Annotated in this window: 18 protein-coding genes and 4 pseudogenes; 8 read left to right on the top strand and 14 right to left on the bottom strand. The window is 67.0% G+C overall.

From position 1 onward, the window contains the following. Positions 1-77: 77 nt before the first annotated feature. From OL239_RS09725 to OL239_RS09710, 5 genes and pseudogenes are all read right to left on the bottom strand, one after another. Complete coding sequence (locus tag OL239_RS09725) at positions 78-923, bottom strand: hypothetical protein (RefSeq protein WP_268908782.1); 846 nt, start codon at positions 921-923, stop codon at positions 78-80. Positions 924-1097: 174 nt separating this feature from the next. Continuing rightward, a complete protein-coding gene (locus OL239_RS09720) occupies positions 1098-1916 on the bottom strand; it encodes a TrmH family RNA methyltransferase (protein WP_268908781.1) in 819 nt (272 codons plus the stop codon). Beyond that, on the bottom strand, positions 1917-2459 hold the full coding sequence (locus tag OL239_RS09715) for a TSUP family transporter (protein WP_442864293.1): 543 nt from the start codon (positions 2457-2459) through the stop codon (positions 1917-1919). It abuts the gene before it with no gap. 62 nt (positions 2460-2521) lie between these two features. Then, positions 2522-2731 (bottom strand): TSUP family transporter, encoded by a 210-nt coding sequence (locus OL239_RS20135; protein WP_442864128.1) that lies wholly within the window; start codon positions 2729-2731, stop codon positions 2522-2524. 27 nt (positions 2732-2758) lie between these two features. Further along, a pseudogene (locus tag OL239_RS09710) lies at positions 2759-3543 on the bottom strand (ABC transporter ATP-binding protein). A 132-nt stretch (positions 3544-3675) separates the two neighbouring features. Here OL239_RS09710 and OL239_RS19470 point away from each other — a divergent pair. After that, positions 3676-4062: a hypothetical protein gene (locus OL239_RS19470; protein WP_329609174.1), complete on the top strand. Its 387-nt coding sequence runs from the start codon at positions 3676-3678 to the stop codon at positions 4060-4062. Next, positions 4041-4652: a phosphoserine phosphatase SerB gene (serB, locus tag OL239_RS09705; RefSeq protein WP_329609172.1), complete on the top strand. Its 612-nt coding sequence runs from the start codon at positions 4041-4043 to the stop codon at positions 4650-4652. The genes OL239_RS19470 and serB overlap by 22 nt, the downstream gene beginning before the upstream one ends. Before the next feature lie 2 nt (positions 4653-4654). Here the strand turns inward: serB and OL239_RS09700 are convergent, their stop codons facing one another. Both OL239_RS09700 and OL239_RS09695 read right to left on the bottom strand, forming a co-directional pair. After that, positions 4655-5419, bottom strand: a complete 765-nt coding sequence (locus OL239_RS09700) for an SDR family oxidoreductase (protein WP_268908780.1) — start codon at positions 5417-5419, stop codon at positions 4655-4657. A gap of 163 nt (positions 5420-5582) precedes the next feature. After that, positions 5583-6313 (bottom strand): annotated as a pseudogene (locus tag OL239_RS09695) (beta-ketoacyl-ACP reductase). 113 nt (positions 6314-6426) lie between these two features. Here OL239_RS09695 and OL239_RS09690 point away from each other — a divergent pair. Genes OL239_RS09690 through OL239_RS09680 form a run of 3 tightly spaced genes read left to right on the top strand, consistent with a single transcriptional unit; the run spans position 6427 to position 8038 of the window. Beyond that, positions 6427-6852, top strand: coding sequence for a DUF3099 domain-containing protein (locus OL239_RS09690; protein WP_268908779.1), 426 nt, complete (start codon positions 6427-6429; stop codon positions 6850-6852). Next, positions 6849-7151 (top strand): hypothetical protein, encoded by a 303-nt coding sequence (locus OL239_RS09685; RefSeq protein ID WP_268908778.1) that lies wholly within the window; start codon positions 6849-6851, stop codon positions 7149-7151. The genes OL239_RS09690 and OL239_RS09685 overlap by 4 nt, the downstream gene beginning before the upstream one ends. Further along, positions 7151-8038, top strand: a complete 888-nt coding sequence (locus OL239_RS09680) for an SURF1 family cytochrome oxidase biogenesis protein (RefSeq protein WP_268908777.1) — start codon at positions 7151-7153, stop codon at positions 8036-8038. The genes OL239_RS09685 and OL239_RS09680 overlap by 1 nt, the downstream gene beginning before the upstream one ends. A 42-nt stretch (positions 8039-8080) precedes the next feature. Here the strand turns inward: OL239_RS09680 and OL239_RS09675 are convergent, their stop codons facing one another. The 5 genes and pseudogenes from OL239_RS09675 to OL239_RS09655 form a co-directional block, all read right to left on the bottom strand. Then, complete coding sequence (locus tag OL239_RS09675; protein WP_268908776.1) at positions 8081-9970, bottom strand: hypothetical protein; 1890 nt, start codon at positions 9968-9970, stop codon at positions 8081-8083. 163 nt (positions 9971-10133) lie between these two features. Beyond that, positions 10134-10259, bottom strand: a complete 126-nt coding sequence (locus tag OL239_RS09670) for a hypothetical protein (protein ID WP_268908775.1) — start codon at positions 10257-10259, stop codon at positions 10134-10136. Continuing rightward, entirely contained in the window at positions 10256-10921 is a 666-nt protein-coding gene (locus OL239_RS09665) for a hypothetical protein (protein ID WP_268908774.1), read from the bottom strand. Before OL239_RS09665 ends, OL239_RS09670 begins: the two co-directional genes overlap by 4 nt. Continuing rightward, positions 10918-11301 carry an ATP-binding protein gene (locus OL239_RS09660; protein ID WP_268908773.1) on the bottom strand — a complete coding sequence of 128 codons (384 nt, stop codon included), beginning with the start codon at positions 11299-11301 and terminating at the stop codon, positions 10918-10920. Before OL239_RS09660 ends, OL239_RS09665 begins: the two co-directional genes overlap by 4 nt. Before the next feature lie 306 nt (positions 11302-11607). Beyond that, a pseudogene (locus OL239_RS09655) lies at positions 11608-13204 on the bottom strand (ABC-F family ATP-binding cassette domain-containing protein). A gap of 220 nt (positions 13205-13424) precedes the next feature. Here OL239_RS09655 and OL239_RS09650 point away from each other — a divergent pair. Genes OL239_RS09650 through OL239_RS09640 form a run of 3 tightly spaced genes read left to right on the top strand, consistent with a single transcriptional unit; the run spans position 13425 to position 15463 of the window. Then, positions 13425-14054 carry a biotin transporter BioY gene (locus OL239_RS09650; RefSeq protein WP_268908772.1) on the top strand — a complete coding sequence of 210 codons (630 nt, stop codon included), beginning with the start codon at positions 13425-13427 and terminating at the stop codon, positions 14052-14054. Positions 14055-14064: 10 nt separating this feature from the next. Then, positions 14065-14793 (top strand): energy-coupling factor ABC transporter ATP-binding protein, encoded by a 729-nt coding sequence (locus OL239_RS09645; protein ID WP_268908771.1) that lies wholly within the window; start codon positions 14065-14067, stop codon positions 14791-14793. A 10-nt stretch (positions 14794-14803) separates the two neighbouring features. Then, the gene (locus tag OL239_RS09640; RefSeq protein WP_268908770.1) at positions 14804-15463 is read left to right on the top strand and encodes an energy-coupling factor transporter transmembrane component T family protein; all 660 of its coding nucleotides are present in this window, start codon (positions 14804-14806) and stop codon (positions 15461-15463) included. Between the two features lie 125 nt (positions 15464-15588). On the opposite strand, the gene OL239_RS09635 is transcribed toward OL239_RS09640, so the two are convergent. Both OL239_RS09635 and sufC read right to left on the bottom strand, forming a co-directional pair. Beyond that, positions 15589-15918, bottom strand: coding sequence for a metal-sulfur cluster assembly factor (locus OL239_RS09635; protein ID WP_152218145.1), 330 nt, complete (start codon positions 15916-15918; stop codon positions 15589-15591). A 33-nt stretch (positions 15919-15951) separates the two neighbouring features. Continuing rightward, a pseudogene (gene sufC / locus OL239_RS09630) lies at positions 15952-16739 on the bottom strand (Fe-S cluster assembly ATPase SufC). Positions 16740-16806 lie beyond the last annotated feature (67 nt).

Genomic DNA, 16806 nt, shown 5'->3' with positions numbered 1-16806 from the left:
GCGCGGTTGAACACTTCCACGGGGATCAGCAATTTAGCATACCGCATGAGGAGGTGCGGGTTAAAGCCGGGGAGCCGCTAGCGTCCGGCTCCCCACCCGCTGTTGACCGCGGTGATGCTGGAGGTGATCCCCCGGGCGCGCCCGGTGAGTTCGTACCGGACGGGGCGGTAATAGTCATCCAGCCACAGCGTCACTCCCGTGGGCATCATATCGTCGGCATCGGCATCACCGGGCCGAAGGCCGCTGATTTTGGTGCGGACGGCGCCGTTGAGCACGGCCGTGTGGTCAACCTCCAGCGAAACCGATCCGGCGAGCAGCGCCCCCACCCGTTCCGGATTCGCCGTCAGTTCCGCAGCCGAGACCAGGACAGCCGCGTAGGCTTCCTCGGGCGTGCCGCCCGGGACGGCGGCGATGCGGCCGCCCCCGGTGTCAACGCTCCCACCGCCGGCTCCGGCGGTGACGGCCAGCTTGAGGTCCGGGTTTTCCAGTGTCATGGAGAACTCCGGTGAGGTGGTGAATTCCACGGTGTGGGTGCCCTGCGGCAGCCAGCTCGACGCCGTTTCCAGGGTTTGGACGGCGCCTCCGCCGGCGGTCATGGCGGCCCGGACACAGGAGGCGGCCTCGTCAGGGGGCGGGGCGGCCGGATCCCGGCGCAGCAGGAACTGGCAGGCATCCTGAACCGCCTGCGGCATCCCTGCCTGGCTGCCGCTCACCCCTACCTTCATGGGCTCAGGAGCGGATGCGGCAGTGCTGGCAGCAGTGGCTGGTGCCGCGGGAACGGGCGGAGCGGGACGGGGCCGGGGTGCCGTCGGAGCGGAGGACGGGCCGGCGGCGGCCTGCCGCTCACTGAGCTGCTCCGCCGTCGGGCCGCACGCCGCCAGCGGCAGGAGCAGCACCGCCGCCAGCACCGCGCAGAGACGCATGCCGGCTCTTCGGTCAGGCCCGCCGGACGGAGAACAGGCTCCCGGAACACGCCGGGAGAGCGGTACCCGGCCGTGACCTCTGCGCATGGCGACCCCAGAACGAAATGCGGTGGATTATCAGTGACGCCGCAAGTGTTGCACTAAAGCCCGCCGAGGGTAAGGGAAACCGGGCCATTAACTCCGGAATGGCCCTGGGCGGCATTCCCAGAAGGCCACGGCGCTTGCCGCCGCCACGTTCAGGGAGTCCACTCCGGCGCTCATCGGGATGCGCACTGTCAGGTCCACGGCAGCGAGGGTGCCGGCAGCCAGTCCGTCGCCTTCCGTTCCGAGCACCAGGGCCAGGCGTTCATCCCGGCGGGCGCTCAGCTCATCCAAGCCCAGCGAGTCCGCGGTCAAAGCCAGCGCGGCAGTAACAAAACCGGCGCCGCGCAGGGCCTCCAGCTGTCCGGGCCAGTCGGTCAGCCGCACCCAGGGCACCTGGAAGACTGCCCCCATGCTCACCCTGATAGCCCTGCGGTACAAAGGATCGGCGCAGCGCGGGCTGACCAGAACCGCGTCCACCTGCAGTGCCGCTGCGGAGCGGAAAATGGCGCCAATGTTGGTGTGGTCCACGATGTCCTCAAGCACGGCCACCCGCCGCGCCGTGGCGAGCAGGGGCGCAAGCTCGAGCGGCTGTGGCCGTTCCATCGCCGCCAGGGCGCCGCGGTGCAGGTGGAATCCGGTGATTTCTTCCAGGAGATCCGCAGTTCCCACGTAGGCGGGAACGTCGGGGTAGCGGTCCAGCAGGTCCTGCAGGTCGGGAATCCACTTCTCGGCCAGGAAAAAGGACCGCGGGCGGTGTCCGGCGTCCAGCGCCCGGCGCAGGACCTTCGAGGACTCCGCTATGTACAGCCCCTCTTGGGGTTCCCGGCGGCGGCGCAGCGCGGTGTCGGTCAGGTTGGTGTAATCGGCGACGCGCGGATCAGCCGCGGTGCTCAGATGGTGAAGGCTCACTCAGAACACCATATTCCACAGGGCGAGCAGGCCCAGCAGCACGATGACGGTGCGCAGCACCACCGGAGACAGCCGCCGGCCGACGGCGGCACCCAGGAATCCACCGATCAGGGAACTCACCGCAATGAGGGCCACCACAGGCCACACAATCCGGTCAAACGCGAAAATCAGGTAGGAAACAGCGGCCACGATGTTCACGCCCAGCACCAGGATGTTCTTCATCGCGTTCGCGTTCTGGATGGTGCCCTGCAGGAAAACGCCGAGGATGCCCACCAGCAGGATTCCCTGGGCGGCCACGAAATAGCCTCCGTAAACCCCCGCCAAGTAGATCAGGATGACGAGGATCACGCCATGCCGGCGCGGCGGTTTCGGCAGGACCGCTGAATCCCCCGAACCGCCGGCGACGGGCGGGGCAGCGGCTGCAGCCTCCGCCCGCCGCCGCACCCATGACTGCAGCTTGGGTTGGAAGACGACAAAGAGCAGCGCCGCCACCACCAGGTACGGCGCCACCGTGCCGAATACGGATTCCGGCAGGTGGAGCAGCAGTGCCGCACCGGTGATGCCGCCCAGAATCGACGCCGGCAGCAGTTTCAGCAGCGTGGACTTCAGCCCGGCCAGTTCCTGCGGTACCCCCAGGAGCCGGCCAGATTTCCCGCGATCAGGCCCATGGCATTGGAAATCGTGGCGGCCACCGGCGCGTACCCCAGGGCCACCAGGACGGGGAAGGTAACCAGCGTCCCGGAGCCGACGACGGCGTTGATGGTTCCCGCCCAGAGTCCGGCGACAAAGACTATGGCGTCATGAAAAATGTCCACAGGCGATGGTGCGTGCTGCGCGGCAGGTCAGCGGCGCGCGGTGGCGGACCAGCGTCCGCCGTCGTGCTGCACATCCAGGGGCAGGTCAAAGGCGGCGCTGAGGTTTTCCTCGGTAAAGACATCCTCGATCGGTCCGGAGGCAACCACGCCGCCGTCGCGCAGCAGCAGCGCGTGGGTGAAGCCCGGGGGCACTTCTTCCAGATGGTGGGTGACCAGGACCATGGCGGGAGCTTCCTCGTCCGGGCCAAGCCGGCCAGCCGCGCCACCAGGTCTTCGCGGCCGGCCAGGTCGAGTCCGGCCGCCGGTTCGTCCAGGAGCAGCAGCTCCGGATCGGTCATCAGGGCACGGGCAATCTGCACCCGCTTGCGTTCGCCCTCACTGAGGGAGGCAAAGCTGCGGTTCATGAAGGTGGACATGCCCCAGTCGTGCAGCAGGCGGAAGGCCCGGCGTTCGTCGAGTTTTTCGTACTTTTCCCGCCAGCGGCCCGTCATGCCGTAGGAGGCTGTCAGGACCACGTTGAGCACGGTTTCATGCCCCGGGATTTGGCTGGCCAGGGCGGCGGAGGCCAGGCCGATCCGCGGCCGCAGTTCAAACACATCAACGGCTCCGAGGACTTCCTCCAGGATTCCGGCGACGCCGCGGGTTGGGTGCATGCGCCCGCCGGCTATCTGGAGCAGAGTGGTCTTCCCCGCGCCGTTGGGTCCCATGATGACCCAGCGCTCCCCCTCCTTGACCTGCCAGTCCACGGCATCCAACAGGCTCTTGCCGCCGCGAACGACACTTACGGCAGCAAATTCAAGAACATCACTCATAGCACTAGACATTAGGCTAAAGAAAGGGCCGATGGCTAAACGCGGCGCCGCGCTGTGCCGGCACCCTACCTGCCCCAAGCCCACCAGACACCACCCGCAGTTCCAGCCCCGCCTGCAGAAACGGATACGCAAATGCCCGACCAGAACCACGCCAGCGCCGGCACGAAACCCGGCACGCAAATGCTGGACCTTGCCGCGGCGCTGTCCGGCGGCACGCCCGACTACGGTGTCGTCAGCTATGGACGCGCCCTCACCGATGCGTACCTTTCGGCCGTCCAGCAGGCGGTGCGCGTGGCGGGCGGCCGGATCATGGCATTGGAGAACGCCGCGGGCAACGGATACGCCGTCACCAAACTGATGGTGGAGTACGACGGCGGGATCCAGGCACTGCGCCTGGCCGTCACCGCGGCAGCGTCCGCCCTGGGCGAGGACGCGCAGGAGCTGCCAGCGCCGTCGTCCCTTCTTCCCTGCTGGAACCGGGGCGGAAGCTGCTGGTCATGGATGTGGATTCCACCCTGATCAAGCAGGAAGTCATTGAGCTGCTCGCGGCCCACGCCGGACGCGAGGCCGAGGTTGCCGCGGTAACCGAGGCGGCCATGCGCGGGGAACTGGACTTTACGCAAAGCCTGCACCACCGCGTGAAAGCGCTGGCCGGGCTGCCCGTGTCGGTCATCGGAGAGGTGGGCGCGCGCATTGAGCTCTCCGAAGGCGCCGAGGTGCTGGTCAAGGAGTTCCAGGCTGACGGCCACGCCGTGGCCGTTGTGTCCGGCGGGTTCAGCCAGGTCCTGGCACCGCTGGCCGAGAGCCTGCAGCTGACCCATGCCAGGGCAAACCTGCTCGGCACCGCGGACGGCGTGCTAACCGGCACCGTGGAGGGCCCGGTGGTGGACCGCGCGGCCAAGGCCCGTTCGCTGCGCGAGTGGGCAGCCGGCCTGGGCATCGACATGCGGCACACGATCGCGGTGGGCGACGGAGCCAACGATCTGGACATGCTGGCGGCGGCCGCCCTGGGCGTGGCATTCAATGCCAAGCCGGCAGTGCAGGCCGCCGCCGGTGCCGTGCTGAACCTGCCCAACCTGGACGTGGTGCGGCACTTCGTGAAGCTGTAGGACTAACCCTCCGCGGGTACCTGGCCGGCGCCGAGGTAGTCGGCCCCGCCCACGTACTCCGTGTGTCCGGACGGCACATCGGCGGTGGCCATGCGTGCCACTTCAGCCCCGAACTCGGCCACGGAGTAGAGCCGGCCGGCTTCCACCCGGCGGGCTTCGATGGCGCCGGGGTTGGCCCGGTCCAGGAGGGTGGCGGTGACGGTTCCCTCGATCATGTCGCCGGAGACCACCACCAGGGTGATGCCCTTCTCCTGAAGCTGCGGCAGCAGCTCACGCAGTGCGTCCTCACCTGCCCGCTTGCTGCGGGCCACCGGCTCGTACTCGGGCATGGTGGGCACTGAGTTGATGAAGTGCGCCTGGTGGCTGGTCACAAAGACCACGCGGGACCCGGCCGGCATGACCTCCAGCGCCGCCGTGAGCATGTTCACCTGCGCGTCGCGGTTAAGCTTCAGCGCATAGTCTTCCTCAACGCCGGTTTCCATTCCGCCCGAGGCGTTCAGCACCAGGACATCCAGGCCGCCGAAGTTCCCGGTGGCAGCGGCCACCAGCGCTGCGGGACCCTCCGCAGAGGTCAGGTCCGCCCCGACGGCGACGGCCCGGCCGCCGTCGTTCTCGATGCCGGTGACCACCTTGTTGGCCCGCGGCGCCTTCTGCCGGTAATTGACCACCACACCGGCGCCTTCAGCGGCCAGGTGCTTGGCCACTTCCGCTCCGATGCCGCGTGAGGATCCGGTAACGATGGCGGCTTTGCCGTCCAGCAGGCCCATGGGTGCTCCTTTGTGAGGTGTTTTGGAGAAAGTGTCCAAAGTTTTGCGCAACTCCTCCCATCCTGCCAGTCCCGGGGGCTTCGCGAAGTGGTGGAAACCTCCAACGAATCCCCCGGAGACCTTGGCGGCGGGACTGTCCGCTCCGGCGGGAAACCGGGCGCGTTTAGTGGCCCATTCCCAGTCCGCCGTCCACGGGGATGACGGCGCCGGAAATGTACGACGCTTCGGGGCCGGCAATCCACCGCACCACGTTGGCCACTTCTTCCGGCTCGGCAAAGCGGTTGGCCGGGATGGAAGAGAGGTAGTTCTTTTGCGTGTCTTCGGGCAGGGCCTTTGTCATGTCCGTGCTGATGAACCCCGGAGCCACCACGTTGGCGGTGATGTTCCGCGAGCCGAGTTCCTTGTCAGGGACCGCGCAATGCCAACCAGGCCGGCCTTGGAGGCGGCATAGTTGATCTGCCCCGGTGAACCGTACAGCCCCACCACGGAGGAGATGAGGACAACCCGGCCCCGGCGCAGCTTGATCATGCCCTTTGATGCACGCTTGATGACCCGGAACGCGCCGGTGAGGTTGGTGTCCACGACGTCGGTGAAGTCGTCTTCGCTCATCCGCAGCAGCAGGGTGTCGCGGGTGATGCCGGCATTGGCCACCAGGACCTCCACGGGGCCGTGGACGGCCTCCACTTCAGTGAAAGCAGCGTCAACGGAGGCCATATCGGTCACGTCGGCCTTAACTCCGAGCATGCCCTCGGGTACGTCCCCGCTGCGGTAGGTAATCGCTACTTGGTCCCCGTTGGCAAGGAACGCACGGGCGATGGCGAGGCCGATGCCGCGGTTGCCGCCGGTAATTAGGACGCTGCGGCCGGTGGACGGCGCGGTGGTGTTGTTCTGCACAAATTTCCTTCGCTGGAAGTGGGGGTTGGCTGAACTCGATCCTAACCGGGCCGGAACGAACTTCTCCATCACGGGATCCAGTGAGAGAATGGGGAAATCTGTTTGGGAGAGTGATGAACAAGGAATCCAGCCGCGGCGCTCAGGTCCCCCGGATCACCGACGCCCGCACGGCGCACACCGATGAGATGCACGCGCGCATGGTCAAGTACTCGGTGTCCATGGGCATCCGCATCGTATGCCTGGGGCTGCTGTTCGTGGTCCACGGCTGGCTGTTCTGGGTGGTCGTTGCCGGCGCCGTCGTGCTCCCCTATTTTGCCGTCGTTATTGCCAACGCCGGTTCCGACACCCGCAACATGACGGCGTCCGAATCCATGATTGACGCGCTTCCAGCACCGGCCCTGGAGTCTCCGAAGCCGCAGGAGCACAGGGAGACCCCCGAAACCACGGTGCTGCAGGGCGAAATGGTTGAGGACGAATCCGTCGCCGGAACTGAACCCGGCGACGGCCACCACGAAGATAAGGCACCACCAACCGCATGAACCTTCTTGACCAGCTGGCCCGGACCACCGGCGCCAACCTTTCCCCCGGAACCGAACCGCCAGGCCCGGCCGGAGATTCGCCCGTGTGCTCCCGCAAGGGGTGCCGACAGCCCGCCGCGTGGCGGCTGCTGTGGAACAACCCCCGTATCCACACCCCGGAACGCCGTAAGACGTGGCTGGCATGCGGCGACCACCGCGGCTGGCTGGAAGAATACCTGCAGACGCGGGACCTGTGGAAGGAAACGCTTCCGCTGGCCGAAGCGCCGGCTTCCCCGAACACCACTGCCGGGAGCGCGTAATGTACCGTTTCCTGCTGTCCAGCCGCTGGCTGGGCTGGTTCGTCCTGGTGTGTGTCCTGGCCGCCGCCTGCGCCGGGCTGGGAATGTGGCAGATGGACCGGCGGGATGCGATCCGCGAGGACATCGGCAACGTGGTCAACAACTACGATGCGGCTCCCGTGGCGTTCGATGACGCTGCGGATCTGTTCACGAACTACGATCCGGCCATGGAGTGGCTTCCGGTGGAAATGACCGGCGAGTACGACACCGGCAACCAGCGCATCGTCCGGAACCGGCCGCTGAGCGGGCGCGCGGGCTACGAAGTGGTGGTGCCGCTGAAGCTCGCCGATGGCACTGCCGTCGTGATTAACCGGGGGTGGCTGCCCATCGGCAACGATGAAGCCGGACGTCCGGACACCGTGCCCGCTGCCCCGTCCGGTGAGGTAACCGTCGTCGCACGCATCAAACCGCCGGAGCCCACCCTGCAGCGCGGGGCTCCCGAGGGCCAGCTGGCCTCCATCGACCTGGCGGCCTACCAGAATGACGTCGGCTACGAGCTGGAACAGGGGGCCTACGGGCTGATGGCCAGCGAGAGCCCCCAGCCCGATGTGGTTCCCGAGGCAGCTCCCAAACCGTCAGTGGATGAGGGCCTGCACCTTTCCTACGCCCTGCAGTGGTTTGCCTTTGGCGTCATGCTCTTCGTCGGCCTCGGCTATGCCGCATGGCAGGAGGCGCAGAACCGGCGCGATGAGGAGGAAGGGTACGACGACGATGATTACGACGATGACGACGACGACGAAACTTACGCCGCACATCCGGCTCCGTCGCCCCGCCGCCGTCCGCGCAGGCAGCGCGGCAGCACCCAGGAAGACGAAGAGGATGCCCTGCTGGACGCCCAGGGCTTCTAGCCAGGGGCGGTTTTCCCTCCCCCGGCATCCCAACTTTCGAGGTTACTGGTAGGAAATGAACCAGGGCTTGGGCTCGACCTGTCCATAGGTCTGCTCCGGAGTCAGCATGGGAGTGTCTTCGTCGTAGAAGTTCTTCCAGCCCGGCCAGATCTCGGGCTGCAGCCCTGCACGCAGGACGTTCCAGGTGTCCAGCTTCTCACCGGGTGTGCCGTGCCCGTCGGCATGCAGGCTTACTGCGAGTTCGCCATGGCTAACGTCCAGCTGGTCCCGGTTGTGGATCATCGAGAGACTGAACTGGTGCAGCATGAAGAGCTTCTGCGGCAGGACGTTCTCCCGGGTCAGGCCCGCGAGCCACGCCGCAGTCTCGTTGACTTCGGCAGCGTCCACGGATCCGATCTGCTCCAAATGACGCTGCCCGGGCGCCAGCCGCCACTCCGCATCCAGGGCCAGCCCCACATGGGGGTACTTAAGCAGCTCCTCGTAACGGATGGCCTGCTCCAGGAAAGTGCTGTATCCGGGCTGCAAATCCAGGACCACGTAGACCCCGGCGGCTTCGGCCGCCTCGATCCAGGGCAGCAGGTCCGCCACCGCTGTTTCATCGGAGAAGTCGCCGTCGCCCCCGGCTTCGGAGCTGGCAACGGTCGTAATGATTTCCAGGGCCGGGATCACCGGCTCCTCGCTGTGGGGCTGATACTGGGCGGCTGTCTCCTTGGCCCGCTGAAGGGTTTCAGCCATGCCCTGTTCGCCGAGCACGCCGAGGCTCCCGCCGCTGGGGTGCCCGTAGAGCGCAACCATCCGCCGTCCAGGGAAAACTGTCTGGCCGCCGCCGGGCAATTCCGACGCATTGAGGGCAACGTCGCTTTGCGCCGTGAAATTCTCCTCGCCGCCGAAGGCGTCCCCGGCTGCGTAGATGCCGCCCTCCCGGTGGTTGCGCAGCACCTCAATGACCTCTGCGTCGGCACGGGGATCCGCGGTGTCGACCATGCGGACTTCCGCGCCGGCAGCACGTGCGGTGGCCACCGCCGCGGCCGACGCCGGATCCTCCGTCGCCAGTACGACGGCGCCGCTCTCTTCCTCCGCGGCGCTGAACTCCGGGAGCTCCTCCGCGGCATCGCGCCCCACCGGGGTTTTGTCCGGGCTGGCCGGCTGGGCGGCTGGCTCGGAGCCGGCCGGCTCAGGGGCGGGCTCTGTGGCAGGTTCACTGCCTTGCGGCGCGGGGACGTCCAGCCCGGGAACGGCGAGGCCGGTTCCGCGGTTCATCGCCGCAATCTGGGTTACCAGCGGTTCAGCTGCGGCGGGCAGCGCGTCCAGTCCCAGCGCGTCACGGAAACTCTCGGCGTCTTCCGGCCCGGGCACCCGGGTCCGCTTCCCCACTGACGCCGGCCAGCCGCCGTTGGGATCGCCGTAAAGGATCACGGCACCGGTGCCCAGCCGGTCCAGTTCGGCGCTTATCTGATCCTCAAGCCCGGGTTCGGCCACCAGCAGGGGAACGCCCAGCCCGGCGGCGGCCGCCGATGCCTGGCCGAAAGCCGCCGCCTCCGGGGCTGAGGGTTCCGCGGAAGCGGCGGCGGGATCTGACGGTGGCGCGGCTAGGATCACTGCTGCGGGGCTGGAGGTAAAGAACGCGGCGCTGGCAGCCAGCGCCGCCGCGCCCGCGCCTCCGTCAAAGACACCCGTTATTTCCCGGGCCTGGGCCAGCGAGACGGCCGGAGTGTCCGGAGAGCCGGTCCCCTCGGCGGCCCCGGTCTGCCCTGCACATCCTGACAGGACCAGTCCCAGCGACAGGGCGCCTGCGGCCAGGCAGCGGCGAAAAGAAAGGGAAGATGAGGCAGGAATAACGGTGCCGTCCTTGGATTGATAGCCTACGCGGGCCCGGACCGGTCCGGACCGGACCAGAATATCAAGCCTACCGAGACGGCATGCGGGGTTCAAAAGTGCGCAGCCGGCTCATTGCTGCCATTGGCTTCACCGGTCCCGTACCACCCGGGAACGGCAGAACACTGCCCCGACCCCGTCCGGATACAGGAAAAGCCGCCGAAGACGTCCGGTTCGACGCCGGGCGGAAGTAGATCGGCATACGGCTTCCGGCGCCGGATTAGGCGGTGACCCGCCGCACGTAGTCGGCCATGCCCGGAACGGTGAAGGACACCTGTCCCAGCGAGGGGGCATAAATGATGCCCTTGCGGATCAGGGACCCGCGGGTCATGGTCATGGACGTCATCTTCTTGCCTGCCCTGGCGGCCAGCGTGGCGGTCCCGGATCCCGCTGCACCGTCCACCGCCATGAGCCGGAGGAACTCCCGTTCAGCCTTCGTGGCGCGGCGCCACCGCATGGGAAAGAACCCCTGGTCCAGCTGTGCACGGCCGATTTCGACGGCGACCCGGGCGTCCTGTGCGGTGATGTGCTGACGCGGGGCGGATTCCCAGGCAGCGGATCCGTACTCCTGAAGGAAGTAGGGGTAGCCTCCGGCGGCATTGAGCAGCAGGTCCAGCGCCTCGGGATCATAGGAGACCCCGCCGCCGCGGCCGGGGCAGTCAACGCCGCAGCGGAGTCCTCCCGGTCCAGCGCGCCCACGCTCCGATAGGTGAACAGCCCCTCGGCATAGCGTTGGGATGCGTTCAAGGCAGCCGGCAGGTTCGGCAGCCCGGCGGCAACCACATAGAAGGGCCAGTCCCGCTGCCCGGCCTGGTGCTGGACCGCCAGCAGCGCCGACAACAGCCCCGGATCCAGGTTCTGCAGCTCGTCCACCACCAGCATCAGCGCCGATTTACGTTCGCCCAGGGCAACGGCCGTGTCCTCCACCGTTTCTTCCAGGTCCACGGCAAAGGCACCCGAGTCGCCGCGGCCGTGCCGCGCTCCCACCCCCACATCGATCCCGCTCACCTGCAGGCCGGCGGCAAGGAAGCGATGGTGCCCAGCGCCGCGGCGAGGGCCGGCGTCTTCGCGCGGGAGCTGGCCTTCCTGCCCGCCTGCAGCAGTCCCCTGGCGAGCTTGGCCCGGACCGCCTTCGGCCCGCCCTCCGCATCCCGGCCCTCCAGCGACACCACGAGGAAACCGGCCTCTTCCGCCCGGCGCCGGAATTCGGTGAGCAGGACGGTTTTGCCCACTCCGTGCAGTCCATGCAGCACGATCCCCCGGTCCGTACGCCCGGCGGCCGCCCGGGAAATCAGGAGGTCAAAATCATTGATCAAGGCTGTTCTGCCGGCCAGTTCGAATGGCCGGCGTCCGGCACCGGGTGAGTAGGGGTTTGAGGCACTGTGCATAGCACCCATTGTAGCCTTATATCCAGAAGTTTTTATATAACAGTATAGAACTGGATAGAAAGAGAAAGCTGCACACAATGAGGGATATGAAGCCGGCCCTGTGCCTGGAACCTCCCTGCCCACCCGGGCAGAGAGTAACGCTTGCCTTCGGCCAAGTGGAAAGCCCGTACCCGCACATGCCCCTCTGGTGAAAGGCAGCCGAATGCGGCCTGCACTCCCCGCCCGGGCAGGAACCGGCCCGTCAGCGCAAAAGCAAAGGCCCCATGCAGTGCATGGGGCCTTTGCTGTAAATCTGGAGCTGCTGTCCTACGCCAGCGTCACCAAGTCCAGGTAGTCCTCGTTCCAGTGGTCCTCGTCGCCGTCGGGCAGCAGCACCACACGCTCCGGATTCAGCGCCGCCACGGCACCCTCATCGTGGCTCACCATCACCACGGCACCCGAGTAGCTGCTCAGGGCGCCCAGGATTTCCGCGCGGGAAGCCGGGTCCAGGTTGTTGGTGGGCTCGTCCAGCAGCAGGACGTTGGCCGAGGACGCCACGATGGTGGCCAGGGCAAGCCGGGTTTTCTCACCGCCGGAAAGGACCCCGGCCTTCTTCTCGACGTCGTCGCCGCTGAACATAAAGGACCCAAGGACGCTGCGCACTTCGGCATCGTCCATGTCCGGCGCGGAGGAGCGCATGTTTTCCAGCACGGTCCGTTCCGTATCCAGGGTCTCGTGCTCCTGGGCGTAGTAGCCCACCTTCAATCCGTGGCCCGGGATGAGCTTTCCGGTGTCGGGGGTGTCCACTCCTGCCAGCATCCGCAGCAGCGTGGTCTTGCCGGCGCCGTTCAGACCCAGGATGACCACCTTGGAGCCGCGGTCGATGGCCAGGTCCACGTCAGTAAAGATCTCCAGCGAGCCGTAGCTCTTACTAAGCCCCTCGGCCATCAGCGGCGTCTTCCCGCAGGGCGCCGGATCCGGGAACCGCAGAGCGGCCACCCGGTCCGTGGCGCGGACGGCGTCGAGGCCGCCCATGAGGCGGTCCACGCGCTTGAGCATGCTCTGTGCGGCCGAGGCGCCGGAGGCACGGGCCTTCATCTTGTTGGCCTGGGCCAGCAGGATTCCGGCCTTCTTTTCCGTGTTGGCGCGCTCACGCTTCCGTGCGCGCTCGTCCGTCTCGCGCTGGACCTTATAGCGCTTCCAGTCCATGTTGTAGATATCAATGGTGGCGCGGTTGGCGTCCAGTGAGAAGACCTTGTTGACCGTTGCCTCCAGCAGTTCGGTGTCGTGGCTGATCACGATCAGGCCGCCGGAGTGGTTCTTCAAAAATTCCCGCAGCCACGCTATCGAGTCGGCGTCGAGGTGGTTGGTGGGCTCATCGAGGAGCATGGTTTCGGCGTCGGAATAGAGGATGCGGGCCAGCTCCACGCGGCGGCGCTGACCGCCGGAGAGGGTGCTCAGGGGCTGGTTCAGCAGCCGGTCAGGCAGGGCCAGGTTGGCGGTGATGGCGGCCGCCTCGGATTCCGCCGCGTACCCGCCGGCGGACAGGAACTCCGCCTCCAGCCGGTCATACCGGTTCATGGCCTTTTGCGAAACCTTGGGGTCGTCGCTGGCCATCTCATCCTGGCATTTCTTGAGCTGGGCCGAGACTTTATCCAGTCCGCGGGCCGAGAGGATCCGGTCGCGCCCCAGCTGCTCCATGTCGGGAGTCCGCGGGTCCTGCGGAAGGTAGCCGATTTCGCCGGTGCGCTTGACGTGCCCGCCGGCCGGCAGCGCCTCCTGCCAGGACCTTGGTCAGAGTGGTCTTACCCGCACCGTTGCGTCCCACCAGTCCGATTTTGTCGCCTTTGTCAACACGGAATGAGACCGCTTCCATGAGCAAACGTGCGCCGGCACGGAGCTCGAGATTAGATACGGAAATCACTCAGTGGACCTTTCGAGGGGTTGGGGATAGTGCGTGAACTGCGATGGCAGCCTTTCAAGTCTACCGTTCATCGCCGTCTTGTATAAAACCTCCAAAGGAATTCCCGGCGGGCGGCGCTAGTGTCGACAGGGATACCCGCGGCATTGCGCAGCAGCGGCGCGGCTTGCATCCTTGGACCGCCGGGACGGGGCTGCCGTACTCCTTGTGGAACTTCTACGAAATGAGACCCGATGAACACTCTCCCCGCCGCCCCCGGGCTCTCCCCCGGCATCCGCGGACCGCACGAGGGCGCTGGACGGCTGCGGATCTGTCCCTGATTGCCGTGTTTGCCGCCCTGGTTGCCGCGTATTCACTGCTGCCGGGCATTCCGCTGGGTGCCGGCGTTCCGATCACGCTGCAGACACTCGCCGTCATGCTGGCCGGGATCATCCTGGGCCCGGGCCGCGGCGCTGCGGCCGTGGGCTTGTTCCTGCTGGCCGGCCTGGCCGGCATCCCGGTGTTTAGCGGGTTCACCGGCGGCCTGGGGGTCCTTGCCGGCCCGTCCGCCGGGTATCTCCTCGCCTTTGTTCCGGCCGCCTTCGCAGTGGGGCTGCTGTCCCGGCTGGTCCTGCGCCGTACCCGCCGTGCCCGGCTGCCCCTGCTGTTCGCCGCCGCCATGGGAGCGAGTTTCATCACCGTGCATCCGCTGGGCATCACGGGGCTCATGATCAACGCGAAGCTGGACTTTCCGGCGGCACTGGCAGCCGACATGGCGTTCTGGCCCGGTGACGTACTGAAGAACTTCCTGGCGGCCGTGGTGGGTGTCAGCGTTTTCACCGCGTTCCCCCGCCTCGCCGCGAAGGGCCGCTGATGGTCCGAATATGCCTGCAGGATGTGTCGGTGCTCCGCTCCCCGGCCCGTCGTCCCCCGCCGCCGCTGAGCCGATCCTGCGTCCGTTAACCCTGGAACTCAATGAAGCGCGGATTGCGGTGATCGGCGCCAACGGGTCGGGCAAATCCACCCTCCTGAAGCTGCTCAACGGACTGCTGGCACCGGATACCGGAACCGTGACCGTGGACGGGCTGGACACCGTGTCCCGCGGCAGCCGGGTGCGGCGCCGCGTGGGCTTCGTCTTTACCGATCCGCTTTCCCAGCTGGTCATGCCCACCGGCCGGGACGACGTCGAGCTCTCCCTCCGCGCGACCATCCGCAGCCGCCCGGAGCGCCGCGCCTCCGCGGAGGCGCGGCTGGCGGACCTTGGCCTGTTGCACCTGGCCGACCGCAGCATTTACGACCTTTCCGGCGGGGAGCGCCAGCTGATGGCGCTGGCCTCCGTGCTGGCCGTCCAGCCGGACGTCCTGGTGGCCGATGAACCCAGCACCCTGCTGGACCTGCGCAACACCGCACGGCTGCGGAGCATCTTTCGGGAGCTCCCGCAGCAGATCATCTACACCACGCACGACTTGGATTTCGCCGGGGACGCCGGCCGGGTCCTGGTCGTGGAGGACGAGGGCATCGTGTTCGACGGCGCACCGGATGCCGCGCTGGCAGCTTACCGGGCGCTGGCCCTGGCGCCGGCAGGCACACAGGCTGTGAAAGGCCGGTCATGAGGGACCGGTCATGAGGGGTTCCGCGGACCTGCTGGGCGCCTACCGCCCAGGTGGTTCCCCCATCCACCGGGTACCGCTGGGCGTCAAGGCCGCCACCGTCGTCGTGCTGTCCCTGACGCTGCTTATTCTGCGTTCGCTCCCGCTGCTGGGCACAGCACTGATCCTCATCCTTGGAATGTATGCCGCGGCGCGGCTGCTTCAGGAATCCTGGCGGCCCCTGAAGGTGATGTGGCCGGTCCTGCTGCTGCTGGGAGCGTTTCAGGCCTGGTCCAACGGCCCGGCCGCCGCACTCCTGGTGGTCGGGAACATCGTGGCCTGCGTGGCCGCTGCCCGGCTGCTGATACTGACCACACCCCCGCAGGAGCTGCTGGACGGACTGGTGGCCCTGGCCCGGCCGCTCCGGTTCCTCGGTGCCGACCCCGAGCGGTTTGGGCTGACTCTGGCCCTGATGATGCGCAGCATTCCGTTCCTGCTCGACTCTGCGCAGGAGGTGCGCCACTCGGCGATGGCCCGCGGCCTGGAACGGAATCCGCGGGCGCTGACGGTTCCGGTCGTGATCCGGGCCGTGGCCTACGCCCAGCAGACCGGCGACGCCCTGGCGGCGCGCGGGATCGGTGAGGCCGCGGGCAGCCCCGGACCTGGACCTGGACCTGGACAGGTTAACCCCTAAGCCCCGGCGCCGTTTCCCTGCGGTCCGCACTGTGCGTGCACCTCCGGCGGCCTTCTTTTCGGCAAAAAGGGCAGGGCCGCTCCCCGTAACCGGGGAAGCGGCCCTGCCCTTGTCAGCCTGCTGCGTTAGATATTAAATCCCAGCGCGCGCATCTGGTCGCGGCCGTCGTCGGTGATCTTTTCCGGACCCCACGGCGGCATCCAGACCCAGCTCAGGCGCCAGTCATCCACGACGCCGTCCAGCGCCTGGCCAACCTGCTCCTCGAGCACATCGGTCAGCGGGCAGGCGGCGGTGGTCAGCGTCATGTCGATCAGCAGGGCGCCGTCCTCGGCGTACCGCAGTCCGTAGAGCAGACCAAGGTCAACAACGTTGACACCCAGTTCGGGGTCGATAACGTCCTTCAGTGCCTCTTCGACATCCTCAAGGGAGGTCTGGGCCAGATTCGGCTCACTCATCATCTGCTCCTTGGCAGTTGTTGCGGAAAGTTCTTACGCCTGGTTCAGCGCGCCGGCGGCCGTCGCGTTGGCACCCGTGAAGCGGTCGTAGCCTTCTTCTTCCAGGCGGTCGGCCAGCTCGGGGCCGCCCTGCTCGGCAATGCGGCCGTCAACGAACACGTGAACGAAGTCCGGCTTAATGTAGCGCAGGATGCGGGTGTAGTGGGTGATCAGCAGCGTACCCATTTCGCCCTTGGCGTGCTCGCGGTTCACGCCTTCGGAAACAACCTTCAGCGCGTCGACGTCGAGACCGGAGTCCGTCTCATCGAGGATGGCGAACTTCGGGTGGAAGAGTTCGAGCTGCAGGATCTCCACGCGCTTCTTCTCGCCGCCGGAGAAGCCTTCGTTGACGTTGCGCGAAGCGAAGTCGGCGTCGATGCGCAGCTGGCTCATGGCGGACTTGACGTCCTTGGTCCAGTGGCGCAGCGAGGGGCTTCGCCGTCCAGCGCGGTCTTGGCGGTGCGCAGGAAGTTGGTCATCGTGACGCCGGGAACCTCCACCGGGTACTGCATGGCCAGGAACAGGCCGGCGCGGGCACGCTCGTCCACGCTCATGTCCAGGACATCGGCGCCGTCCAGCGTGATGGAGCCGCTGTCGACGGTGTAGCGCGGGTGGCCGGCGATCGTGGAGGCCAGGGTCGACTTGCCGGAGCCGTTGGGGCCCATGATGGCGTGGGTCTCACCGGTGTTGATGGTCAGGCTGACGCCCTTCAGGATCTGCTTCTTGACACCCTGTTCGGTCTCAATGCTGACGTGAAGATCCTTGATCTCAAGAGTAGACATACGAGTTACGCTTTCTCCTTTGCACGCTCTGGTGCGTATTTAAGCTTCAAAAAGTGTGGGAACGATC

This window comes from Arthrobacter sp. ATA002 (assembly GCF_026898095.1).
In the GTDB taxonomy this organism is placed as follows: Bacteria; Actinomycetota; Actinomycetes; order Actinomycetales; family Micrococcaceae; genus Arthrobacter_B.
Note: the sequence above shows the minus strand (reverse complement) of the source record. Positions and strands in the feature narration are given on the sequence as shown.